This window comes from Aquitalea aquatilis, assembly GCF_005155025.1.
Taxonomy (GTDB): domain Bacteria; phylum Pseudomonadota; class Gammaproteobacteria; order Burkholderiales; family Chromobacteriaceae; genus Aquitalea; species Aquitalea aquatilis.
Window position 1 is genome coordinate 3,450,840 of sequence record NZ_CP039731.1, and the last position, 23,825, is coordinate 3,474,664.

Below are 23,825 nucleotides of genomic sequence, written 5' to 3' on the forward strand. Positions count from 1 at the left end.
CCCGATGAGCACCGCGTCCATCACCACATCCGCCGGCCCGCTGGATGTGCAAAACATCGTCAGCCAGCTGATGACTGTTGAAAAGCAGCCGCTTTCCAGCAGCCAGAGCAAGATCAGCTCCTTCAATAGCAAGCTCAGCGATATCGGCCAGGTCGGCTCGGCCTTGTCAGGGTTACAGACCTCAGTCAGCAGCCTGTCGTCGGGCGCATTCCTGCACACCCTTAAGGCCAGCAGCTCCGACCCCACAGTGGCCACCGTCCATGCCAGTGGCAATGGCGCAGCCGGCAATTACCTGCTGGACATCAGCGAACTGGCCAAACCACGACAACTGGTATTCGACCAGACCGCCGCCGGGCAAAGCATCAGCAGCGCCAACAGCCCGCTGGACAACGTGCCGGACACATTGACCTTCGAAGTAGCGGGCAGCAGCACCAGCGTGCAACTGCGCGATGCCGCCAGTAGCGCAACGGCCAGTACCAGCCGCGACAGCTCGACAACCACGGCCACCACGCCGACCAGTGTCAGCCTGCAAAACATTGCCGACAAAATCAACAGTGCCAATGCCAGCGTCAATGCCTCCATCGTGCAATACAAGGGGAGCTATTCGCTGGTGATTGCCGCGGCCGAATCCGGCTCCGACCACGCGTTCAGCATCACGGCCGGCGGTAGCGACAGCAGTGTGGATGAAACCGCCACCAACACCCTGGCTGGCCTGGTGCAGAGCAACACTGCCATCGGCGAATCAAACGATGCCAGCGATGCAACGCTGACTGTCAATGGCATCAATGTCTCGTCCAGCAGCAACACGCTGGACGATGTCATCAGCGGCGCTTCGGTCCTGCTGCAAAAAACCGGTCAGGCAAGCATAGGCATGACCCAGGACAACAGCAGCATCACCAGCAGCCTGCAAGCCTTTGTCGACGCCTATAACAAGGTGCAAACCGCCATCGGCAGCGCTGCAGCAGGCACCCTGAAAGGCGATGCCGCGCTCACCTCGATCCGCAGCCAGCTCAGCGCCGTACTGCAAACCCCGGTCAGCGGTGCCGACCCGCTCAGCTCTTATGCCTACCTGTCCCAAGTGGGCATTGCCATTCAGAAAGACGGCACCCTGGCGCTGGACCAGAGCAGCTTCAGCAAGGCGCTGGCCAGCAAGCCTGCGGCCGTGGCCAACCTGTTCGGCAACAGCAGCAATACCGGCTTTGCCGACCGTTTCAACAGCACCATCAACAATTTGCTGGGACCTGCGGGAATCATCGTGACCAAACAACAAGACCTGAGCCAGAACGTCAGCGACGAAACCACGCACCAGACGCAGTTGCAAACCAAAGTCAGCAGCAAACAGGCCGACTATCTGCACCAGTACACCAGCCTGAACGCCACGCTGGCCAAAATGCAGCAATCCACCAGCAATCTGTCCGGGCTACTGGCCACATCCAGCAAATAGCAGAGCACACAGGCCGCCACAGGCGATCATGACGCTGTGTGACAGCCTTAACATTCGGCAACATTGTTTAACCCTGTTTTGCCATCAAGCGGCAGGCCTTTCCCGTCGATAATGCCAGCAGAGCATATCAAGGCAGGCCGGATTAAGCCGCAGGCCGCAGGGAGAACAATATGAGCGCAGCATCCATCACCACCACCGCCGGCCCGCTAGACGTGCAATCCATCGTCAGCCAGCTGATGACCGTGGAACAGCAGCCGCTGACCGACAGCCAGAACAAGGTCTCCACCTACAAGACCGACCTGAGCGATATGGGCCAGATCAGCTCCGCCCTGTCCGCGCTGCAAACCTCGGTCAGCAGCCTGTCATCCGGAGCCTTCCTGCAAACTTACAAAGCCACCACATCAGACAGCACGATTGCCAGCGTGGCCACCAGCACCGGCGGCATTGCCGGCAGCTACCAGCTGGATGTCAGCAAACTGGCCCAGTCGCGTCAACTGGTGTTCGACCAGAACAGTGCCGGCCAGTCCATCACGAGCGCCACCACTGCACTGAGTAGCGTCCCCGCCTCGCTCACCTTCAGCGTGGCCGGCACCAGCACCACGGTAAACCTCAACAACGGCGGCAGTGGTGGCGAAAGCCTGCAAAACATTTCCGATGCCATCAACAGTGCCAATGCCGGCGTCAATGCCTCCATCGTGCAGTACAACGGCAATTACTCGCTGGTGATCGCCTCGGCCAACTCCGGCTCGGCCAATGCCTTCAGCGTCACCGCTGGCGGCAGCGACAGTGGCAACACCAGCGGCAATTCCCTGGCCGGACTACGGCAAAGCAGTACCGCGGCGACCGAATCCTTTGCCGCCAGCGATGCACTGATGACCGTCAACGGCGTCAATGTTTCATCCAGCAGCAATAGCGTGACCGGAGTCATCAGCGGCGCAACCGTCAACCTGGAAAAAACCGGGCAGGTTTCCATCGGCATGAGCCAGGACACCTCGGGCATCGCCTCCAGCCTGCAAAGCTTTGTCGATGCCTATAACAAGGTGCACAGCACCACCAGCAGCGCCTTCAGTAGCGACATGAAGGGCGACGACTCACTGCTGTCCATTCAGGACCAGCTCAGCTCGGTGCTGCAGACGCAGGTGGCCGGCGTGAATGCCGCCAGCTCCTATGCCTATCTCTCGCAGGTCGGCATTTCCCTGCAGAAAGACGGCACCCTGGCACTGGACCAGACCGCCTTCAACAAGGCGCTGACCAGCAACCCGACTGCCGTGGCCAATCTGTTCGGCAATAGCAGCAGCACCGGCTTTGCCGACCGCTTCAACACCACCATCAACAATCTGCTGGGGCCAACCGGCATCGTAACTACCAAACAGAACGATCTGAACCAGAGCGTGACTGACGAAACCAACCACCAGACCGAAATCCAGACCAATCTGGATGCGCTGCGCAGCTCCTACGTGCAGCAATACACCACGCTGAATGCCACGCTGGCGCAAATGCAGCAATCCACCAGCAACCTGGCCAGCCTGCTGGCCTGATAAAACGCAGCCGACCATCAAAAAAAACGCCGCCCGGTGCAAACCGTGGCGGCGTTCATCGTGAATGACCTAACCTGAAATAACCTAGGCTGATCAGCCCAGCAATTGGTTTCCATTGATGGCATTGGCCAGCGCCAGCCCGCCCAATACCAGGAAAATGATGGATGCAATGATGTGTACGGCCTTGGTAGGCAGACGGTCGGCGAAGCGGCTACCCAGGTAGATGACCGGCACGTTGGCCAGCATCATGCCCAGCGTGGTGCCGGCCACCACCGGCAGGAAGTCATGAAAACGGGCCGCCAGCGCAATGGTGACCACTTGCGTCTTGTCGCCCATTTCGGCCAGGAAAAACGCGAACACCGTGGTGGCGAACACGCCCATCTGCCGCTTGGGCATGACGATTTCGCCTTCGTCCAGCTTGTCGGGAATCAGGATCCAGCCGGCCATCAGCGCAAATGACGCCACCACGGCCCAGTTGAGGATATTGGGACTGAGCGCGGTGGACAGCCAGGCACCGATGCCACCGGCACCGGCATGATTGACCAGCGTGGCCAGCAGGATGCCCAGAATGATGGGGACCGGCTTGCGATAGCGTGCAGCCAGAATCAGGGAAAGCAGTTGGGTTTTGTCGCCGATTTCGGCCAGGGCCACCACACCGGTGGATACCAGAAAGGACTGCATCGAGAATTCTCCATGGCCGGGACGCGAAAACGAGTGACCGCAATGCGTCCCGGCCATGCAGAGCATTACGGTCAAAAGTCTCGCCAAGTCTCGGACCACGTGTGCCATGCCGGAACCGGCAAGTCTGTTGACACACGTCCCTCTCAACATGCGGAGGGCGGCTACTCCCTAATGACGGGTGGCATTGTAAAGCAGCCATGCCATTTGGCAAGCCCCATTGCCGGTTTTCTGCGTTTATCCCGTCAGCGTGCAGCCCAGGCGTTGAAACGCTGCTCCAGGTTTTCGCCGTGATCCACCCAGAAACTGCTATCAATGGCCACGCCCTGCTTCAGGTTTTGCGGTGCGGTGGGCAGGTTGGCCAGGATAGCCTTGTCGATCAGCCCGGCAGCCTTGCGATGGCTTACCCCATAGCTGATACCTTTCACATACTCAGCCTGGGCAGCAGGCTGGCTGACGAAAGCCAGAAACTTGTAAGCGGCATCCAGATTGGCGCTGCCCTTGGGGATGGTCCAGTAGTCGTAATCGTAGATATTGCCGTTCCACACCATTTGCAGCTGCTTGCCACCCTCTTTTTGCGCAGCGCTGATGCGTCCGTTATAGGCGGAGCTCATCACCACATCGCCAGCCGCCAGATATTGCGCAGGCTGGGCCCCGGCCTCCCACCACTGAATATAGGGCTTGAGCTGGTCCAGCTTGGCAAAGGCGCGATTCAGCCCGGCCGGTGTGTTCAGCACCTTGTATACATCGTGCGCAGCCACGCCATCGGCCATCAGGGCAATTTCCAGCGTGTACTTGGCCCCTTTGCGCAGCGCACGCTTGCCGGGATATTTCTTCACATCCCAGAAATCGGCCCAGGAATGCGGCGCTGTCTTGAGCTTGTCGGCGTTGTAGGCCAGCACCGTGCTCCAGGCATAAGCCGCCATACCACAGGGCTGGGCCGCGCCCGGCAGCAGTTCGGCCGCCTTGATGATGCGGCGATAGTCCAGCTTCTCGAACATACCCTCGTCGCAACCGCGCAGCAGGTCGGGCGACTCCACGTCCAGCACATCCCAGCTCACCCGCTTGCTGTCGACCATGGCCCGCACCCGCGCCATTTCGCCGTTGTAATCGCCGCTTACCACCTTGATGCCGCTGCTGGCGGCAAAGGGCTGGTAATAGGCTTTCTGCTGGGCGTCCTTGTTGGCACCGCCAAACGACACCACGGTCAGCTCGGCCGCCGACAGCACCGGGGCCAACAGCAACCCGGCGTACAGGAAAACACTTGGAAAACGCATGGATGAAGGCATGACTATCCCCTGAAAGTTGCACAGCCAGGTGGGCGGCTGCGTGACTTACTCTAGGGACAAGTCCGGCAATAGGTAAAATAGCTTTACCCTGTCAACTGCATCGATTTTTACGATGCAAGAAAGCGCCGTAGCCTGGCTCAGCCCAAGCGGCTGATATTGCGCTCGCACAGCGTGACAAAAGCCTCTGCCCGACGGGTCAGGCGCAACTCCTGCGGCCAGGCCAGCACGATATTCAAGGCCGGCACCTCCTCCACGATGGGCAGGCACACTAGCGCATCCCCGGCGTAAGTTTGCGGCGTCTGCGGCCGCAGATTCAGCAAGGCATAGCCGTTGCCAGCGGCTACCAGTCCGCGTACCAGTTCGAAATTGACAGTCTTGTGGCGCACCCGCGCCTCCAGCCCCTGCAGGCGAAACACCGACAGGAAATACTCGCGGCTGTGCGGCAAGTCCAGCAGCACCATGGGCAAGGGGGCAAGATCCTGCAGCGAAACCGCCGCCTGCCCGGCCAGCGGGTGCGTGGCCGGCAGCAAGACATAGGGCAGCACGGTCTGCAGTGTCTGCCGATACAGGCTGGGTGCCAGGTCCAGGTCGTACAGCAAGGCCAGCTCGGTCTGGCCGCTCAGCAAAGCCTGCTGCAACTGCTCGGTATCCCCTTCGTGCAGCCGCACCGAGATGTCCGGATAATCTTCGCGCATGGCCGCCAGCAGGCGCGGCAGGAAAATCGGCGCGATGGTGGTAAAGCAACCCAGCTCCAGATTGCCCTGCAAGGACTGACTGAGCGCACTGGCGTGCTGGCTCAGGTCCTCGGCATGCGCCAGTAGATTGCGCGCCGCGGCGACAAAGCTTTGCCCGGCCGGCGTCAGCGAGACGCCCTTGGCATGGTGCCGGATAAAGAATTGCAGGCCGAACTGCGCCTCCAGCTGGGCAATGGCGCTGGAAATACCTGGCTGCGAGGTGTACAGCGCATTGGCTGCCGCCGTCACACTGCCGTGGTCGGCCACTGCCACCAGATAAACCAATTGCCGCAGGGTGTATTGCATAATATTTATCGATCCAATTGGAAAAATAATAATATTTTCAGTATTTACTGTGACCACCTACACTCGCCTTGTCAACCAGACTGCCAAGCCCCGGCACCACAGCCAGATGCTAGACTTGCACCCGGCAACAAGACAGCCGGCAGCCTCCGGCCTCTCCCTGCCCGCTACGGAAAGAACCCCAATGGAATCCCTCACCCTGCTGAATACCCTGGTCGGTTTCGACACCACCAGCCGGCTGAGCAATCTGCAGCTGATTCGCTTCGTCAAAAACTATCTGGCCGGTTTTGGCGTGAGCAGCCAGATCGTGGAAAACGAAGATGGCAGCAAGGCCAATCTCTACGCCACCATCGGCCCCGCCGACCGTCCCGGGGTGATGCTGGCCGGGCATACCGATGTGGTCCCGGTAGACGGCCAGCACTGGCACAGCAACCCGTTTGTATTGGATATCCGCGATGGCCGCGCCTATGGCCGTGGCAGCGCCGACATGAAAGGCTTCATCGCCAGCGTACTGGCGCAGGTGCCGCAACTGGCACGCAGCCAGCTGCACACCCCACTGCACCTGGCTTTTACCTATGACGAGGAAATCGGCTGCATCGGCGTGCGCCGCCTGCTGGAAGTGCTGGGCGGCCTGCCGGTCTTGCCGGCCATGGGCATCATCGGCGAACCCACCCGCATGCAGCTGGTGGCCGAGCACAAGGGCAAGACCGCCTGGCGCGTCACCGCACGCGGGCATGAGGGCCATTCCAGCAACCCGCAAGCCGGCGTCAATGCGGTGGAGTACGCGGCCGAGTTGGTCAGCTTCATCCGCAGTCTCGCCCGCCAGCGCCGCCAGCACGGGCCGTTCGACCCCTTGTATGAAGTGCCGTACAGCACCCTGCATGTCGGCACCATGCAGGGCGGCACCGCCCTCAACATCATCCCCGCCAGCTGCCATTTCGACTTTGAAATCCGCCACCTGCCGCAAGACCAGCCAGCGCCGCTGCTGGCCGCCATCCGCCAGCACGCCACCCAGGTATTGCAGCCGGAAATGCAGGCGGTGGATGCCGACTGTGGCTTCAGTTTCAGCGAGAAAACCAGCTACCCCGGCCTGCTCACCCCGCCAGACGCCGAGGTGGTGCGCTTTGTGCAAGGCCTGCTGCAAGACAGCAGCCCGCCACGCAAAATAGCCTTTGGTACCGAGGCCGGCTTGTTCAGCGAACGCTGCGGCATCCCCACCGTGGTGTGCGGCCCCGGCGATATCGCCCAGGCTCACCAGCCGGACGAATGGCTGGCGCTGGACCAGCTGGCCGCCTGCGATGCCTTTCTGGGCCGGCTGGTGGCGCAACTGAGCGCGGGCTGAGTCAGCGCCACCGCATCAGCGCAAGGCCCGGCCCGCTGCTTGGCACAAGGAAGCCGGGCCGATTTTGCCAAGGAATGCTATCCTCCTGCTGCACAAGCAGACAGGAAGCCACCATGGCCTATCACAGCGCATTTACTCCGCAAGACCAGGAAGCCAGCTCCGAACAGCTGGCCGGCCAGCATGGCTGGCTATTGCTGGAATTCGGTGCGCCCTGGTGTGGCCACTGCCAGGCGGCGCAGCCCCTGCTGGCCGCTGCCATGCAAGCCCACCCAGACCTCGCCCACCTCAAGATTGAAGACGGCAAAGGCCGCCGACTGGGCCGCACCTTTGCCGTCAAGCTCTGGCCTACCCTCATCCTGCTGCACGATGGGCAGGAGGCAGGCCGACTGGTACGACCTGACAGTGCCACCGCCATCAGCCAGTTGCTGGACCAGGCCGCAGCCAACAGCTGAAGCATTATTTTATGATTTCGCCCCTGCCACGCTTGCGCGGCGGGCAGTACAAGGCAGCGGCCAACCCGCCGTTGCAGGAAATGGATGTCATGCAGTTCACCCACGCCGAGTCGCCGCGCTCACCCCGTATCCTGTCGCTCATCCCGCCGATGACGCAGCTGAATACGCCCTACCCCTCCACCGCCTATATCACCGGCTTTTTGCGCTCGCGCGATGTCAGCGCCTTTCAGGAAGACCTGGCGCTCGAACTGGTATTACGGCTGTTTTCCGTGAGTGGCCTGCAAGCGGTGCGCCAGCAGATTGACGCCATTCCACCGAAAAAACGCAGCGCCCAACTGCACGGCTTTGTCGGCCAGTTCGAACGCTATCTGGCCACCATCGGCCCGGCCATCGCTTTTTTGCAGGGGCGCGACTCCACCGTGGCCCACCGTATTTGCGGCCGCAACTTTCTGCCGGAGGGTGAACGCTTTGCCTCGCTGGAAGTGTATGTCGACCCGGACGACCCCTATGGTGGCGACCCGCTAGCCTGGGCGTTTGGCGCACTGGGCCAGCAGGACCGCGCCCGTCATCTGGCCACGCTCTACCTGAACGATCTTGCCGATGTGCTGCGTGAAGTGGTGGACGAGCGCTTTGAATTCGTGCGCTATGCCGAATCGCTGGCCATGAGCCAGCCCACCTTCGACCCGCTGGCCCGCGCCCTGGCCGGCAAGCCTTCGCTGGTGGACGACACCTTGCAACAACTGGTGGAGGAGGCCATTGCCCGTCATCAGCCGGACATCGTGCTGCTGTCGGTCCCCTTCCCTGGTTCGGTGTATGCCGCCTTTCGCATCGCCCAGACCATCAAGGCGCGCTGGCCGGCCATCCGCACCGTGCTGGGCGGGGGCTTCGTCAATACCGAACTACGCGAACTCACCGAGCCGCGCGTATTCGACTACTTCGACTTCATCACCCTGGACGATGGCGAAAAGCCGCTGCTAGCCCTGCTGGAGCATCTGGCCGGCAAGCGCTCGGTGTCGCGGCTGGTCCGCACTTTTGTGCGCGAAGATGGCCAGGTGCGCTACATCAATATGATGGAAGCGGACATCCCTTTCGAAGAGGTCGGCACCCCCACCTGGGATGGCCTGCCCATCGACCGTTACCTGTCGCTGCTCGACATGCTCAACCCCATGCACCGGCTATGGAGCGACGGGCGCTGGAACAAGCTAACCGTGGCGCATGGCTGCTACTGGAAAAAGTGCAGCTTCTGTGATGTGACGCTGGACTACATCTCACGCTATGAAACCGCCTCGGCCAGCACGCTGGTGGATCGCATCGAGGCCATCATTGCCGAAACCGGCCAGACCGGCTTCCATTTCGTCGACGAAGCCGCCCCGCCCAAGATGCTGCGCGCGCTGGCCGAAGAACTGCTGCGCCGCAATGTGGCCATTTCCTGGTGGGGCAATATCCGCTTCGAAAAATCCTTCACCCCCGAGCTATGCCAGCTGCTGGCGGAAAGCGGCTGCATCGCCATTTCCGGCGGGCTGGAAGTGGCCTCGGACCGCCTGCTCAAGCTGATGAAAAAAGGCGTGTCGGTGGAACAGGTGGCCCGCGTCACCCAGGGCTTTACCGAGGCCGGGGTGCTGGTGCATGCCTATTTGATGTACGGCTTCCCCACGCAGACGGTGCAGGACACGGTGGACGCACTGGAATACGTGCGCCAGCTGTTTGACACCGGCTGCATCCAGTCCGGCTTCTTTCACCGTTTTGCCTGCACGGTACACTCGCCAGTGGGGCAGAACCCGGAAGAATACGGCGTCAGCCTGCGCCCCTTGCCGCCAGTCAGTTTCGCCAAGAACGATGTCGGCTTCATCGACCCCACCGGCACCGACCACGACGCCATGGGCAAGGCGCTCAACAAGGCGCTGTACAACTACATGCACGGCATCGGGCTGGAAGAAGACGTACGCAGCTGGTTTGCCGGCCGGGTACCGAAAACCCGTGTGCCGCGCAATTTCATCGCGCGCGCCCTGGGCTGAACACCGGCACCAACACTACTCCAAAGGCCGGCTTTTCCGCTTGCACACCCTTCATCTGCCGGGCTGGCCGGCCCGGCAGCGGCCAGCGCACTGAACGTTTGCCCGCTACCGTGCATCCAAGCTGCTGCAGCGATGACCTTGAGAATCATCCCCTTGATTTCCCAAGCCGCTGCGCCAGCCCAGGAGAACGCCCATGTCATCCGCCCCGAAGAATGCCCGCTTCCCACAGCAACCCAGCCTCGATATCACGCTGAAGTTTCTGCAAGTTTCGATGAACAATGTCGAGCAACTGATGAATTTCCAGATCAGCACCAGCCGCATCCAGCTGGACAACTATGCCAAGTCGCTGCAAGCACTGAGCCAGGCCGAAACGCCGCAAGAAGCACTCAGCCAGATCAGCAGCATCGCCAAGGAAAATGCCAACCAGGCCATGGAATGTTCCGGCGAATTCTGCGGCATCTTGTCCAAGGCACAGGAAGAGCTGCAAGGCCTGGCGCTGGAACACCTGGGCAGCGTGCAGGACTCGCTGCAGGGCATGGCCAGCTATCTGCAGCAGCCAGCCACCACCAGCAAGAAGAAATAAGCCTGGCCACGGCAACCTACCGTAGCCAAACAAACAGCCCGCCATCTGCAAGGATGTGCGGGCTGTTTCGATGTGAGCGGCTACGCTGCTCAGTCGTCGCCGAAATCGGCTTGCTCGGTCAGTTGCTGGGCCTGTTTTTGCTCTTCGGCCAGCCTGGCCTGCCATTGCTCTTCACTCAGACCATGGCTGCCATCGCAATAATCACGTCGTCCACAACCACAACGACCGATATCGGCCGGATTCGCCTGTACTCGCATTGTCTTCCCCAGATAAACCCGTCACCGCCACCTTGGCATGACCGGCCGCTCGGCCACGTCGGCCAGCAAGGGGCAGAGACTACCCTGAGTCGGCGGCCGATTCAACGCCAGTCGTCACGAATACAGCCATCTGCCGCATCAATATCAGGCTCAACGCCCGGTCTTTAACTGCGTCCACAGCCGGTTTTGCAAGCGCAGGATGTCCGTGGGCAAGGGCTGTAACAGAAACAGTGTCTGCATGACCGCCGGCGACGGATAAATACCGCCATCACTGGCAATGGCCGCTTGTACCAGCTTGCGTGCCGGCAGGTTGGGCGTGGGGTAGAACACCTTGTTGGTAATGCCGGCAGCGACATCCGGCTGCAGGATGTGGTTGATCCACTGATGAGCAGCGGCCGGGTTGGGCGCATCTTTGGGAATGGCCATCATGTCGACGGAAAACGGTGCCCCGCTTTTGGGAATGACATAGCTGATCTGGTAATGCTTGCCGGCATCGGCCGCACGACGGCGGGCAATGCCGATATCGCCGGACCAGCCAACGGCAAGGCAGATATCGCCATTGGCCAAATCATTGATATAGCCGGAAGAGTTGAACTGGGTGATATAGGGGCGGATCTTCCTCAGGGCTTCGAATGCCGCCTGATAATCGGCCGGGTTCTTGCTGTTGGGGTCTTTGTGCAGGTAATGCAGGGTGATGGCGAACACATCGCTGGCCTGATCCAGCATGGACACCCCACAGCCTTTCAGCTTGCCCAGCGTGGCCGGCTCGAACAGCACATCCCAGCTATCCAGCGCCACATCCTTGCCCAGCGCCGCCTTCACCTTGTTCAGGTTCAGGCCCAGGCCATCGGTAAACCAGGCATATGGCACACCGTATTTGTTACCGGGGTCGGCGCTGGCGATCATCTTCATCAACTGCGGATCCAGATTGGCCAGATTGGGCAGCAATGCCTTGTTGAGCGGCAGGTAGATGCCGGCTGCCGCCTGACGGGCCATGTAGTTGGAGGTGGGCACGACAATATCGTAGCCCGCCTTGCCGGTCAGCAGCTTGGCTTGCAGGGTGTCGTCACTGTCGTAGACATCGTATTTGACCTTGATGCTGGTCTGTTTCTCGAAGCTGGCGATGGTCTGCTCACCGATATAATCGGACCAGTTGTACACGTGCAGCTCGGCAGCCTGCGCGGTCAGGCCGAGACAGAGTGCCGCGCCGGACAATAGCAGGCGCGTGGTGGGTTTACGGCTCATGATGGGACTCCCGATATTCCTGTGACGAAATCCGCAGGCCGGCGCATGGCTGGCCTGCGGGGTAAATGGCGCAACTGGGAATGAGTCATGCCGGCTCTGGATGGCCGTTTGTCAGGGTCTGGCAGGGCGGCGGCAGCCGCCCGGAATTTAGAGCAGACCCAGCTCCTGTGCGGTGCGGTCCACCGCGCGGCGGGTCTTGTCCAGCAGTTCGTCGATTTCGCTGCGGGTAATGGCCAGCGCCGGTGCCATGATCATGCGGCCATGGGTGGAGCGGATGATCACCCCCTCGTCAAAGCCGTGGCTGCGGCAGCGCCAGGTAATGTCATCTTCATCAGCAAACAGCTGGCGGCTGCTCTTGTCCTGGGCAAACTGCAAGGCTGCCACCATGCCGGTCCCCTGGATGTCGCCCACCAGCGGGTGCTCGGCAAATAGCTGGCGCAGGCAGGCTTGCAGATAGGGGCCGGTATCCTGCTTCACCGCCTCTACCATGCCCTCGCCCTGCAGCACATCCAGATTGGCCAGCGCCACGGCGGCGGCCACCGGATGGCCGGAATAGGTCAGGCCATGGGCGAACACCCCGCCCTTGGCGACCAGCGCCTCGGCCATGCGCCGCGACAGCACCAGCCCACCCATGGGGATGTAGCCGGAGGTCAGCCCCTTGGCGATGCTCAGGGTATCCGGCTGGAAATCGAAATGCTGGTGGGCAAACCACTCGCCGGTGCGGCCAAAGCCACCGATCACCTCGTCGGCACACAGCAGCACATCGTATTTGCGGCAGATGCGCTGGATTTCCGGCCAATAGCTTTCCGGCGGGAAAATCATCCCGCCCGCACCCTGGAAGGGCTCGGCAACAAAGGCAGCCACCTTGTCCGCGCCCAGTTGCAGGATTTTCGTCTCCAGCTCCTGCGCGCACTTGAGGCCAAACTCGGCCGGGCTCAGCTTGCCGCCATGGGCGTACCAGTAAGGCTCGGCAATGTGCTCGACACCGGGAATGGGCAGATTACCCATCTCGTGCATGAAGGCCATGCCACCGAGCGAGGCGCTGCCCACGGTGGAGCCGTGATAACCGTTGTGGCGGCCGATGAAGATTTTCTTGTCCGGCTGCCCCATCACATCCCAGAAGCGACGCACGGTGCGGATCAGCACCTCATTGGCCTCGGAGCCGGAATTGGTATAGATCACATGGCTGTACTGCCCCGGCAGCAGGGCAAACAGCCGTTCGGACAATTCCAGCACCGCCGGATGGGTGGTATGGAAAAACAGGTTGTAATAGCTCAGCTGTTGCAGCTGGCGCGTGGCTGCATCGATCAGCTCCGGCCGGCCATAACCGACATTGGTGCACCACAGGCCAGACATGCCATCCAGGTATTTCTTACCCTCGCTATCCCATAAATACAGGCCCTGCCCACGGGTGATGACGCGTGCGCCCTCCTCGTTCAAGGCTTTCTGATCGAGAAAAGCATGAATATGATGGGCCGCGTCCATCGCCTGGTATTCGGCGGTACTGCGTGTGGTCTGATTACTGTGCATTGAGGTCTCCATGCCGGGTGCACCGGCTTACAGGCTGATCCAGGTAGTCTTGAGCTGGCTGAACTTGTCCAGCGCATGCAAGGACAGGTCGCGGCCAAAGCCGGACTGCTTGCAGCCGCCAAACGGTACGCCGGGGTCGAGGGCATCCACGGTATTCACCGACACCGTGCCCGCGCGCAGGGCACGCGCCACGCGATGGGCGCGGCGCAGCTGGTCGGTCCATACCGCTGCGGCCAGGCCATAGATGCTGTCATTGGCCATGGCAATGGCCTCGGCTTCGCTGTCGAAACGCAGCACCGACAGCACCGGGCCAAAGATTTCCTCACGGGCAATGCGCATGTCCGGGGTGACGCCGGTGAACAGCGTGGGTTGCAGATAGCAATCGCTATTGCCTATGTGCAGCCGTTCGCCGCCAGAGAGCAGGCTGGCACCTTGTTGCAGGCCGCTGGCAATGAAGCCCTGCACTCGCGCGGTATGGCCGGCATCCACCAGCGTCCCCTGCCGCGTTGCCGGGTCCAGCGGATTGCCCGGCTGGAAGGCGGCCATTTCAGTCAGCAGTTTTTCGACAAAACAGTCGTGGATGCTGGATTCCACCAGCAGGCGCGAACTGGCCGAGCACACCTGGCCCTGATTGAAATAGATGCCAAAGGCCGCCTTGCGCGCTGCCGCGTCCAGGTCGGCACAATCGGCAAACACCAGATTCGGGCTTTTACCACCGCACTCCAGCCACACCATCTTCATATTGGAAGCGGCGGAATAAGCCAGAAAGCGCTTGCCGATTTCGGTACTGCCGGTAAACGACAGGCAATCGATATCCGGGTGCAGGCCCATGGCCTGGCCGGCCTCTTCGCCATAGCCGGGCAGCACATTCAGCACACCATCGGGCAGGCCGGCCTCACTGGCCAGTTGTGCCAGCCGGATGGCCGACAGCGGCGACTGCTCGGCCGGCTTGAGCAGCACACTATTGCCGGCAGCCAGTGCTGGGGCCACTTTCCACGCCGCCATGTCCAGCGGGAAATTCCACGGAATCACCGCCGCCACCACGCCCACCGGCTCACGCGTGACCAGCGCCAGCGCATCCGGCCCGGTGGGGGCAACTTCGTCATACAACTTGTCGCAGGCTTCGGCATACCAGTCGAACAAGCCTGCCGTGGCTGGCACATCGATATTCAGGGCGTCCGAGATGGGCTTGCCCATGTCCAGGCAATCCAGCAGGGCCAGATCATCGGCATTGTCGCGCAACAGTTGTGCCAGCTTTTGCAACACCACCTTGCGCTCACGCGGATGACAGCGCGACCAGCTACCTGCGTCGAAACTGCGCCGGGCCGCAACCACCGCAGCATCAACATCCGCCCGGTCGCAGCGTGCCACCATGGCCAGCGTCTGGCCGGTATGCGGACAAACGCTGGCAAACTGGCGGCCGTCTGCCGCATCTTGCAGCCGGCCATTGATATAAGCCTGGGCGGCAGGCCGCAAGGTGGCGGCACTTGCCGTCCAGAAAGCCGTATCTCGTGCATGCATCGTGCTACTCTCCTGTCGGGATGCAAGGCCTGCGCCGGGAACTGGCCGATGGCCGTTGGCAGGCTTGCTACTCATTGCCGGCCAGTCTAGGCAGGGGCCTGCCCAAGCAACATAGCCTTGATGGGTTAGCTGGCTAACCCCCGCGGGGTAGCGAGACACAAGCTGTCTTGCGGCATCATGTCAGGCAATCTGGACAATCCAGGCAGATGGACGGCATCAACAAAGGAATGAACATGCAGCTTGCAGTGGCAGACCTGGCCTTTCACCAGAGGCTGGGCCGATTGATGGAAAAACTGGGCGAACCCGGTTTCTGGCCGGCGCTGGCGCGGCTGCTGGCCGATGTCATCACCTTCGATACCTGGGTGGTACTGCTGTTTCAGCCGGAACAAGCACCGCACATCCTGGCCGATCACGCCGCCAATCTGGCCGCCGCCGACCTGTTTGCTGATTACCGCGCCCAGCTCTACCGCATCGACCCCTTCTACGCGTTCAGCCAGCAGCAGCCGGCCAGCGGCCTGTACCGGCTGGATGATGTGGCACCCGACTCATTCCGTGACACCGAGTATTTCCGTCAGTACTTCAGCCGCAATGTCGGGGCCGACGAGCTGCAATTCCTGCTGCCCATACCCGGCCAGGGCGTGTTGTCCTTGTCGCTGGGCAGCCGTCGGCGCTTTACCAATGCCGAAATCGGCGCCTGCCAGCTGTTCAGCCCCTGGCTCTTGCCGCTGATGGGCAAGGCCATCCGGCTGGATGCCTATCTGGCCGAGCAGCTGCGTCACAACCCGGCCGAACGCCAGATGCGGCTGGAAGATGCGCTGCGGCAGCGCGGTGAACCTCACCTCACCGAGCGCGAAGTGCAAGTCGCCCTGCTGGTGCTGGCCGGCCACTCCACCAAGGCGGTGGCACGCGAACTGGGCATCTCGCTGGATACCGCCAAAGTGCACCGGCGCAATCTCTACGCCAAGCTGGGCGTCAGCAATCAGGCTGGCCTGTTTCTGCTGTTTTCCGCCCCCAGCGCTGCCGCAGCCGATTGATGCCAGCAAGGGCATCACCCTGGTCTGCCTTGTCCACCAGCACTGACGAAAAGCATTGCCATTCAATGGTTTTCGCTGTTGCAGCAGAGTGACATGCGACAGGAATGACACAGTAAGCCACGGCAAAACAAGACATTTTCCCAATGCAGGTTGCCAAGCAATTTGAATTTGTACACAATCAATATTACAGCAACAGCAAAGGAAGCCGGCATGGCCCAAGGTGGTAAACGCGATGGCGCAGGGCGCAAATCCGCATTTGGTGGCGACAAGACCGTGGCCATGCGGGTGCCGGAACCACTGCGCCCCCTGCTGGAAGGCTGGCTGGCCGAATACCGCCAGCTGCGCTCGGTGAAAACGGCAGACACGCAGGATATCCGCACCCTGTCCGACACCCTCAGCCAGCTGTCCCTGCCGCTGTTTGCCAGCCGGGTACCGGCCGGTTCGCCAGTGGCAGCAGATGACTTGAAGGAAGCCGACATTGACCTGAACGCCCATCTGGTCAGCCACCCGGCCAGCACCTTCATGGTGACGGTCAAGGGTGACTCCATGATCAACGCTGGCATCCACGATGGCGACCTGCTGATTGTCGACCGCTCCTTGCAGGCCCGCAGCGGCAAGGTGGTGGTAGCGGTCATCAATGGTGAACTGACAGTAAAGCGGCTGGAAAAAACGGCGAGCGGGCTGTTTCTGATGCCGGAAAACCCGGCCTACGCGCCGATTGAGGTGTCGGAAGAAGCGGCGCTGTTTATCTGGGGTGTGGTGACCAATGTCATCCATCCGGTCTCGTAAAGGAGAGCAAGATGCAAATGCAAATCGATGAAAGCCTGATCAAAATGAAGTTCATGGACTGGCGCCGCCTGCCGCGCGCCTTTCGCGAAGTGCGCGCCGGCCAGCCGCAAGTGCTGGTGTCCCGTACCGGTCGCAGCTACTTTGTTCCGGTGCAGTTTGTCTGAAGCCACAACGCACAACGCCACAAGACCGGCGCCCTGCCGGTCTTGTGGTAAACAACCCCACCTAGCAGAAGCGCAGGGCAAGCGTAGCCATCAATCCGGCTAAACACAGCAGCTGACAACTGACCGCTACCGCGGCTCAGTCCAAGCATGCCAGCCATGCGCTATCTGGATACACCGCCATCCCCACCGCTATCGCACCCACACACCAGCTCCCCCCCCCACCAGCCAAGCCATAGCGCTTGGCATGCCTTTGTTTATCGCATTCGCCAATAACCTATCCGGCCGGGCCAAGCATGCATAGAGTGCGGTGAGGTGTAGCTGAAATGAGAGCCAGATCAAGGCTGCTGCTCAAGTTAGCAAGCAGCACACCATGACAGCCTTAGCTGCAAGACATGGGGATGAAATGTGAACAGCCATAAAAAAGCCCTCCCACAAGGGGAGGGTCTAACAGGGTATCGGGGAAGTGTAACGACCGGAAGCTGAGGGCATCCGGTCTATACAGCGCCTGGATCCATACCAAGAACCAAGCACGGAATCATCCTATCGCTTTGCCCATGGCATTGACTATGGGTGAATTTACTTAGCAGACATATCACGCATGATCTTGAGAATATTCTCAGCCGAAGTCTCACGCCGGATCACTTCAAAAAAGCCGGCCGCCTCTGGATAGGTTTTCTTCAACTGCCCCAGCCACTGTTTCAACCGGGCGGGCGGATAACGCGACTCACCCGCTTCCGTCACGCATTGCTGGTAGAAGTCGAGCAGCCACTCCATCAACAGACTCCAGGCCATGGGCGTGGCCGACTGGTCGGTGGCAATTCGCCGTGCCAGATCAGGTGCCGCAATCAAGCCACGGCCTATCATCACTCGCTGACAGCCGCTCTGCGCACGAATGGCATGGTAGTCGGCCACGGTCCATACCTCACCATTGGCGATCACCGGTATGGTGACGTGCTCACGGATACGGGCAATCCAGTCCCAGTGCGCTGGTGGCTTATAGCCCTCCAGCTTGGTCCTGGCATGCACCACCAGCTCTGCCGCTCCGGCACTGGCCAGTGCCTGAGCGCACTCCAGCGCCAGGCTCTTGTCTTCGTAGCCCAGACGCATTTTCGCCGTCACCGGAATCGCATCCGGCACGGCCGCCCGTACCTGGCTGACAATGCGGTATAGCAGCTCCGGCTCGGTCAGCAACACCGCGCCACCGCGATGGCGGTTTACTGTCGGAGCCGGACAGCCGAAGTTCAGATCGACACCTGGCGCGCCAAGACTAGCCACCTTGGCAGCATTTTCCGCCAGGCACACCGGGTCGGAGCCCAGCAGCTGCACCCGCACCGTGGTCCCGGCCCGCGTCTTGCCGCCATGCAGCAATTCGGGAGCCAACCGATGAAAAGTACGCGTTGGCAGCAAGACATTGGTGACCCGGACAAACTCGGTTACGCACAAGTCGATACCGCCCAGACGGGTCAGTACATCCCGCATGATGGGGTCGACCAGACCCTCCATCGGCGCCAGCATCAGATTCATGGCTTAACCTGCTGAAAAAAGGGCGCTATTGTAACGGAATCACCGCACCGGAGCGAATGCATGACCTTGAAGATCACCCCCCTGGCACCACACCAGGCCGCCAGCTGCCTGCCGCTGTTTCAGGCCTATCTGGCCTTTTATCATGTAGAGCAGGCCGCCGCCGACTGCCTGGCCTTTCTCGAAGCCCGGCTGAGCCATCACGAGGCGCGGCTGTGGCTGGCCGAGGATGCCGGTGTCCCGGTGGGATTTGCCTTGATGTACCCGGGATTCAATTCGCTGACGCTCAAGCCCAGCTGGCTGCTGCACGACCTCTATGTCGCTCCCGAATACCGTGGCAGCGGTGTCAGCAAGCAATTGCTGCAAGTATGTCAGGCACACGTTCTGGGGCTGGGCGGCGGCGACATCATGCTGCAAACCGCCCATGACAACAACAAGGCGCAAAGGCTGTATGAACGCAATGGTTTCGCGCTCGACACGGACTTCCGGGTTTACTACTGGGACGGCAAGGGGAGTTGACCGGGTGGCCGCACCCGGCCATGCTGGCGCGTTTTGACGGCAAGGAGCACGCAATGGACATCCCTCGCGGCATCTATCGCCACTATCGTGGCAATCTGTACGAGGTGTTGGGCCTGGGCCTGCACTCGGAAACACATGAACCGATGGTGGCTTATCGCGCCCTGTATGGCGAGTATCAACTGTGGACACGTCCGGCCGGCATGTTTCTGGAAACCGTGATCCACGAGGGCGAAAGCCGGCCGCGCTTTGCCCCGGTCAAGCTGTTCTAGACGACCGGCCCATGCACATTTACCGCACCGACCAGTTTCCCCTGCCCTTGCCCGCCGGTCACCGCTTCCCGGCACAAAAGTACCCGATGCTGACCGAGGCCGTGGCCGGTTTCGCCGCCGACTGTCTGGATACGGCGGCGGCAGCCACACCATGGGAGCTGCAGCAGGCGCACAGCCCCGACTATGTCGCCCAGGTACTGGATGGCAGCCTGCCGGCGCGTGCCTGGCGTGAAATCGGCCTGCCGTGGTCGCCGCAGCTGGTGGAACGCTCCTGTCGCTCGGTGGGTGCCACCATCGCTGCCGCCCGTTCGGCCTTGCTGCATGGTTGCGGCATCAGCCTGGCTGGCGGCACCCATCATGCCTACCATGACAAGGGCAGCGGATTCTGCGTATTCAACGACGTTGCCGTCACTGCCAAGCTGTTGCTGCAAGAAGGGCTGGTGCGGCGCATTCTGGTGGTCGATCTGGATGTCCATCAGGGCAATGGCACGGCTGCCATCTTTCGCGATGACCCCCGGGTATTCACCTTTTCCATGCACGGGGAAAAGAATTTTCCCTTTCGCAAGGAAGCCAGTTCGCTCGACATCGACCTGCCCGACGCCACCGGCGACGATGTCTACCTCAAGCTGTTGCAACAGCATCTGCCGGCACTGCTGCAACAACATCAACCCGAGCTGGTGTTTTATCTGGCCGGCGCAGACAGCTATGCTGGCGACCGGCTGGGCAAACTGGCGCTCAGCATGGCCGGACTGCAACAGCGCGACCGGCTGGTACTGCAACAGGTGGCCAGCCATGGCGCGGCACTGGCCATCACCATGGCCGGCGGTTACGCCAGCAATATCGCCGACACGGTAAGCATCCAGCGCAATACCGTGCAGCTAGCCTGGCAGTACCACAACAGCCACACACTGTAAGCACAGCCCCACAACGCCGACCAACCATGACCACCCACTACCGCAGGAGAAAATCATGAGCAAAGCCACCTTGGCCGCCGGCTGTTTCTGGTGCACTGAGAGTATTTTTCAAGCCTTGCAAGGCGTGCGACAGGTACAGTCCGGCTATATTGGCGGCCACAGCAGCAATCCGGACTACCGTAGTGTCTGCAGCGGCCAGACCGGCCACGCCGAGGCGGTACAGATCGATTTTGACGAGCAGGTCATCAGCTTCAGCCAGTTGCTGCAGGTGTTCTTCGCCACCCACGACCCCACCACGCTCAATCGCCAGGAGCATGATGTCGGCAGCCAGTACCGCTCGGCCATCTTCTGTCACGATGCCGAACAGCAGCGCATTGCCAGCGACTACATTGCCGCCCTGGATCAGCAACAGATCTTCCCTGCGCCCATCGTCACCACTCTGGAAACTGCCAGCCACTTTTATCCGGCCGAAGACTACCACCAGCGCTATTTCGAACTGCACGGTCACGAAGCCTATTGCCAGGCGGTCATCCTGCCCAAGCAAATGAAAATGCGCCGGCAGTTTGCCCAATTGCTGAAAAGCAGCTGAAGCAGGCCATGACCGGCATCAAACCCACGACAGGCAGCCCGGCCGCCACACGCTGCCACAGCGGGTCGGGCCGCTATCAAATTAGCGTTACGCGGCCCTTGCTGCTACAGTCGGCAGCAGCATTGCCATGACTGGCCAATACACCACAACATCATGCCAGCCCAGCCCATTTCCTCCTCACAACCAGCCAGCCTGCTACACAAACACCTGAAGCTGCTACAGGAAACCAGCCACCGCCACAAATGGCTGCTGGCCGGCTTGTATGTGCTGCTTTGCGCCCTGCTGGGCCTGCTACTGGTTCACGAAGCCATGCAGCGCCAGCAACAGGCACTGGATGGCCTGGCCAGCCAGTTGCAGGCCGACATCAACGCGCACGTGCAACTGGCCCTGGCCACACTGGACCACGCCAGCACCCTGCTGCCACAAGCCGCCGACCCGACGCCAGGCCTGCGCGATTTCGCCGGCCTCGCCACCGCCCGTCAACCTTTTATCGATTATCTGGGCTGGCAGCCGCGCATCCGCGCCGAGCAGCGCGCCAGCTTCGAACAACAGCAAAGCCAGCAGCGCGGCCAAGCCTTTGCCATCCGCGACTACTGGCTCACTCGCAACGCCGCGGGCAAGGACACCGGCAACTATGTACCGGCACCGCCACGCCATGACTACCTGCCGCTGCTGATGCAAGAACCTTCGCCGCCGGCAGCGCTGCGTGCCATGCAAGGACTCGACCTGCTGCACGATCCGACACTGGGCCCGGCATTGCAGCAGGCAGTCAGCCAGGGTTCAGTACAATTCAGCCCGCCCTACCGCATCGGCCAGCACTGGCATCTACTGTTGCTGCAAGCACGCTACAGTGCCAGCCCGCCCTCGCCCAACCCGCTGGTGCGTAGCGAGCAGTTGCAAGGCGTGTTGCTGATGAGCCTGCAACTGGATGGCTTGCTGGCTACATCGACCGCGCAATACCGCGGCTTGCAACTCACGCTGCTGGCACCCGACGGCAGCCCTAGCCCCTTGCTGGCCAGCGGCCCGGCCGTTAACGACAACAGTCTGCTGCCAATACAAAGCGCCCAGCTGCAAGCAGCCCTGCCCAGTGAAGGCTATCGCCTGCAGCTTGATCAGGCACTGACATGGCAACAGCTGTCCGCCCCCTTGCTGGCCGTGGGCCTGGCCGCCAATACCCTGCTGTGCTACCTGCTCTGGCTGTTGGCTGCCCAGCAGCAGCGCCAGCGCAATATCCGCCGCCGCGCCATGGATCACCTGCACCGCGAGCGCGAACACGCTAGCGTGACCCTGCAAGCCATTGCCGATGCGGTGGTCACCTTCGATACCGCCTTTCGCATTCAATACCTCAATCCATCGGCAGGCATGCTGCTGGGACCGGGGCATCACAGCGTCATCGGCCAGAATGTGCGTCAGCTACTACGCCTCGGTCATGAGTTTGCCCGGCCCGGTAGCACCGATCCCTTCACCCAGGCCCTGCAGATTCGTGACAGCGTCTACCTGCCGGACAGCAGCTACCTGACCCGCAGCTCGGGCGAAAAACTGCTGGTGGAAGGCTGCGTGTCACCGGTATTCGACCAGCAAGGCCGGCTGCTCGGTGCCGTACTCACCCTGCGCGACACTGCCCCGCGCCGCCAGCACATGCTGGCCGCACTGGAAGCCAGCGAGCGCCGTCTGCGCCAGCACGAACAAGAGCTGGCCCGCGTGGCGCGCATCAACACCATGGGCGAAATGGCCTCTGGCATCGCCCATGAAATCAACCAGCCGCTGTCGGCCATTGTCAGCTACTGCCAGGCCAGCCTCAGCCTGCTGGAGGAAGAAGACCCTGATCTGCCGCTGGTCTGCCGGGCCATGCAGAACGCAGCCAAGCAGGCGCAGCGCGCCGGCCAGGTCATCCAGCGCCTGCGCGAATTCGTCAGCAAGCGCAATCAGCACCAGAGCCTGCTGGACCCGAACCAGACTGTCAGCAATACCCTCGCCTTGCTGGAATACGAGCTGCAAAGCCACGATATTCATCTGGAACAGTATTTTTCCGACAAGCTCTCTGCCGTTTATGCTGATAACATTCAGCTGGAGCAGGTGATTCTGAACATCTTGCGCAATGCCATCGACGCCATGGAAAGCGTCCATCCCTGGGGCCGGCTCATCATCAGCACCGAGCAGGATGCGACGCGAGTGCGTATCATGATCGCCGATAACGGCCCCGGCATTGCCGCAGCCGTGCAAGACCAGATATTCGACCCCTTTTTCAGCACCAAGCCCAACGGAATGGGACTGGGACTGGCCATCTGCCAGACGGCCATCGACAATATGGGAGGCCAGATCCTGGCCAGCAACCGCCCATCAGGCGGCGCGCAATTCGTGATCGACCTCCCCGCACTTACCACATTGACAGCACAGCCTGTAGCAGGAGAACAAGTTTCATGAAGTACATGATGCCAACCGTTTTCATCGTGGATGACGATCCGGCCGTGCGCGACTCGCTGGCCTTGCTGATCATGGCCCAGGGCATGCGCACGGTGACTTTCGCCAATGCCATGGAGTTTCTGGAAAACTATAGCGAAGGCGAAATCGGCTGCATGGTGCTGGACATCCGCATGCCGCAGATTACCGGCCTGGCCCTGCAGGAAAAACTGGTGGAACGCGGCATCACCATTCCCATCGTATTCATTACCGGCCATGGCGACATCGAACAGTGCCGCCGCGCCTTCCAGTCCGGTGCCATCGATTTCCTGACCAAGCCCATCGACCAGAACCGCCTGATCGACAGCCTGCGCAAGGGCATTCGTATGAGCATTCACCAGCAGCAGCAGGAAGAAGAAACCCAGGAAGTCATGCAATTGCTGGACCGCATCAGCGGCCGCGAGCGCGAGGTACTGGAACTGGTAGCCGACGGCATGTCCAGCAAGGAAATCGCCCGCCAGCTCGACCTGTCGCCGCGCACCATCGAGGTACACCGCGCCAATCTGTTCAGCAAGCTGGGGGTAGATTCGCTGGCCGACCTGATCCGCTTCTACCTCAAGGCGCTCGAAGCCACCGGCAAAAAACGCAGCGACGAGTCTTTTTTGAACGAAACGACCGCAAGGCAGTAGAATCGC

Annotated in this window: 23 protein-coding genes and 1 riboswitch; of the genes, 15 read left to right on the plus strand and 8 right to left on the minus strand. The window is 61.2% G+C overall.

Features of this window, described 5'->3' with window-relative positions; translation table 11 throughout:
• The first annotated feature begins 4 nt into the window (after positions 1–4).
• On the plus strand, positions 5–1,444 hold the full coding sequence (gene fliD, locus FAZ30_RS16130; RefSeq protein WP_137009861.1) for a flagellar filament capping protein FliD: 1,440 nt from the start codon (positions 5–7) through the stop codon (positions 1,442–1,444).
• A gap of 170 nt (positions 1,445–1,614) precedes the next feature.
• The gene (gene fliD, locus FAZ30_RS16135; RefSeq protein WP_137009862.1) at positions 1,615–2,982 is read left to right on the plus strand and encodes a flagellar filament capping protein FliD; all 1,368 of its coding nucleotides are present in this window, start codon (positions 1,615–1,617) and stop codon (positions 2,980–2,982) included.
• Positions 2,983–3,075: 93 nt separating this feature from the next.
• Here fliD (FAZ30_RS16135) and FAZ30_RS16140 read toward each other — a convergent pair whose 3' ends face one another.
• The 3 genes from FAZ30_RS16140 to FAZ30_RS16150 all read right to left on the minus strand — a co-directional run bounded on the left by FAZ30_RS16140 (position 3,076) and on the right by FAZ30_RS16150 (position 5,989).
• Positions 3,076–3,663: a TMEM165/GDT1 family protein gene (locus FAZ30_RS16140; RefSeq protein ID WP_124645043.1), complete on the minus strand. Its 588-nt coding sequence runs from the start codon at positions 3,661–3,663 to the stop codon at positions 3,076–3,078.
• Between the two features lie 4 nt (positions 3,664–3,667).
• A riboswitch (yybP-ykoY riboswitch) is annotated at positions 3,668–3,845 on the minus strand.
• 60 nt (positions 3,846–3,905) lie between these two features.
• Entirely contained in the window at positions 3,906–4,949 is a 1,044-nt protein-coding gene (locus tag FAZ30_RS16145; RefSeq protein WP_137009863.1) for an ABC transporter substrate-binding protein, read from the minus strand.
• 137 nt (positions 4,950–5,086) lie between these two features.
• The gene (locus FAZ30_RS16150; RefSeq protein ID WP_137009864.1) at positions 5,087–5,989 is read right to left on the minus strand and encodes a LysR family transcriptional regulator; all 903 of its coding nucleotides are present in this window, start codon (positions 5,987–5,989) and stop codon (positions 5,087–5,089) included.
• A gap of 181 nt (positions 5,990–6,170) precedes the next feature.
• Here FAZ30_RS16150 and argE point away from each other — a divergent pair, with 181 nt between their 5' ends.
• The 4 genes from argE to FAZ30_RS16170 all read left to right on the plus strand — a co-directional run bounded on the left by argE (position 6,171) and on the right by FAZ30_RS16170 (position 10,378).
• Entirely contained in the window at positions 6,171–7,328 is a 1,158-nt protein-coding gene (gene argE / locus FAZ30_RS16155) for an acetylornithine deacetylase (protein WP_137009865.1), read from the plus strand.
• 113 nt (positions 7,329–7,441) lie between these two features.
• Positions 7,442–7,780: a thioredoxin family protein gene (locus FAZ30_RS16160; protein WP_137009866.1), complete on the plus strand. Its 339-nt coding sequence runs from the start codon at positions 7,442–7,444 to the stop codon at positions 7,778–7,780.
• A 149-nt stretch (positions 7,781–7,929) separates the two neighbouring features.
• Entirely contained in the window at positions 7,930–9,795 is a 1,866-nt protein-coding gene (locus FAZ30_RS16165) for a B12-binding domain-containing radical SAM protein (protein WP_205676675.1), read from the plus strand.
• Between the two features lie 193 nt (positions 9,796–9,988).
• Positions 9,989–10,378, plus strand: coding sequence for a phasin family protein (locus FAZ30_RS16170; protein ID WP_124645039.1), 390 nt, complete (start codon positions 9,989–9,991; stop codon positions 10,376–10,378).
• Between the two features lie 89 nt (positions 10,379–10,467).
• Here the strand turns inward: FAZ30_RS16170 and FAZ30_RS20450 are convergent, their stop codons facing one another.
• From FAZ30_RS20450 to FAZ30_RS16185, 4 genes are all read right to left on the minus strand, one after another.
• Complete coding sequence (locus FAZ30_RS20450) at positions 10,468–10,635, minus strand: hypothetical protein (protein ID WP_158613635.1); 168 nt, start codon at positions 10,633–10,635, stop codon at positions 10,468–10,470.
• 150 nt (positions 10,636–10,785) lie between these two features.
• Entirely contained in the window at positions 10,786–11,880 is a 1,095-nt protein-coding gene (locus FAZ30_RS16175) for a polyamine ABC transporter substrate-binding protein (protein WP_124645038.1), read from the minus strand.
• A 147-nt stretch (positions 11,881–12,027) separates the two neighbouring features.
• On the minus strand, positions 12,028–13,410 hold the full coding sequence (locus tag FAZ30_RS16180; protein WP_124645037.1) for an aspartate aminotransferase family protein: 1,383 nt from the start codon (positions 13,408–13,410) through the stop codon (positions 12,028–12,030).
• Positions 13,411–13,437: 27 nt separating this feature from the next.
• Entirely contained in the window at positions 13,438–14,931 is a 1,494-nt protein-coding gene (locus tag FAZ30_RS16185; RefSeq protein ID WP_137009867.1) for an aldehyde dehydrogenase, read from the minus strand.
• A gap of 233 nt (positions 14,932–15,164) precedes the next feature.
• Between FAZ30_RS16185 and FAZ30_RS16190 the strand changes: the two genes are divergently transcribed.
• From FAZ30_RS16190 to FAZ30_RS20455, 3 genes are all read left to right on the plus strand, one after another.
• Positions 15,165–15,965 carry a helix-turn-helix transcriptional regulator gene (locus FAZ30_RS16190; protein ID WP_124645035.1) on the plus strand — a complete coding sequence of 267 codons (801 nt, stop codon included), beginning with the start codon at positions 15,165–15,167 and terminating at the stop codon, positions 15,963–15,965.
• Positions 15,966–16,175: 210 nt separating this feature from the next.
• Positions 16,176–16,754 (plus strand): LexA family protein, encoded by a 579-nt coding sequence (locus FAZ30_RS16195; RefSeq protein WP_124645034.1) that lies wholly within the window; start codon positions 16,176–16,178, stop codon positions 16,752–16,754.
• An 11-nt stretch (positions 16,755–16,765) separates the two neighbouring features.
• Positions 16,766–16,918, plus strand: coding sequence for a hypothetical protein (locus FAZ30_RS20455; RefSeq protein WP_158604626.1), 153 nt, complete (start codon positions 16,766–16,768; stop codon positions 16,916–16,918).
• Positions 16,919–17,494: 576 nt separating this feature from the next.
• Here FAZ30_RS20455 and FAZ30_RS16200 read toward each other — a convergent pair.
• Positions 17,495–18,442, minus strand: a complete 948-nt coding sequence (locus FAZ30_RS16200; protein ID WP_124645033.1) for a tRNA dihydrouridine synthase — start codon at positions 18,440–18,442, stop codon at positions 17,495–17,497.
• 60 nt (positions 18,443–18,502) lie between these two features.
• Here FAZ30_RS16200 and FAZ30_RS16205 point away from each other — a divergent pair, with 60 nt between their 5' ends.
• The 6 genes from FAZ30_RS16205 to FAZ30_RS16230 all read left to right on the plus strand — a co-directional run bounded on the left by FAZ30_RS16205 (position 18,503) and on the right by FAZ30_RS16230 (position 23,819).
• The gene (locus FAZ30_RS16205; protein WP_124645032.1) at positions 18,503–18,958 is read left to right on the plus strand and encodes a GNAT family N-acetyltransferase; all 456 of its coding nucleotides are present in this window, start codon (positions 18,503–18,505) and stop codon (positions 18,956–18,958) included.
• Between the two features lie 53 nt (positions 18,959–19,011).
• Positions 19,012–19,227, plus strand: a complete 216-nt coding sequence (locus tag FAZ30_RS16210) for a DUF1653 domain-containing protein (RefSeq protein ID WP_103523958.1) — start codon at positions 19,012–19,014, stop codon at positions 19,225–19,227.
• An 11-nt stretch (positions 19,228–19,238) separates the two neighbouring features.
• Complete coding sequence (locus FAZ30_RS16215) at positions 19,239–20,141, plus strand: histone deacetylase family protein (protein WP_124645031.1); 903 nt, start codon at positions 19,239–19,241, stop codon at positions 20,139–20,141.
• 55 nt (positions 20,142–20,196) lie between these two features.
• Positions 20,197–20,730, plus strand: a complete 534-nt coding sequence (msrA, locus tag FAZ30_RS16220; protein WP_137009868.1) for a peptide-methionine (S)-S-oxide reductase MsrA — start codon at positions 20,197–20,199, stop codon at positions 20,728–20,730.
• A gap of 153 nt (positions 20,731–20,883) precedes the next feature.
• Positions 20,884–23,154 (plus strand): ATP-binding protein, encoded by a 2,271-nt coding sequence (locus FAZ30_RS16225; protein ID WP_137009869.1) that lies wholly within the window; start codon positions 20,884–20,886, stop codon positions 23,152–23,154.
• Positions 23,151–23,819, plus strand: a complete 669-nt coding sequence (locus FAZ30_RS16230) for a response regulator transcription factor (protein ID WP_124645028.1) — start codon at positions 23,151–23,153, stop codon at positions 23,817–23,819. The genes FAZ30_RS16225 and FAZ30_RS16230 overlap by 4 nt, the downstream gene beginning before the upstream one ends.
• The last annotated feature ends 6 nt before the right edge of the window (positions 23,820–23,825 follow it).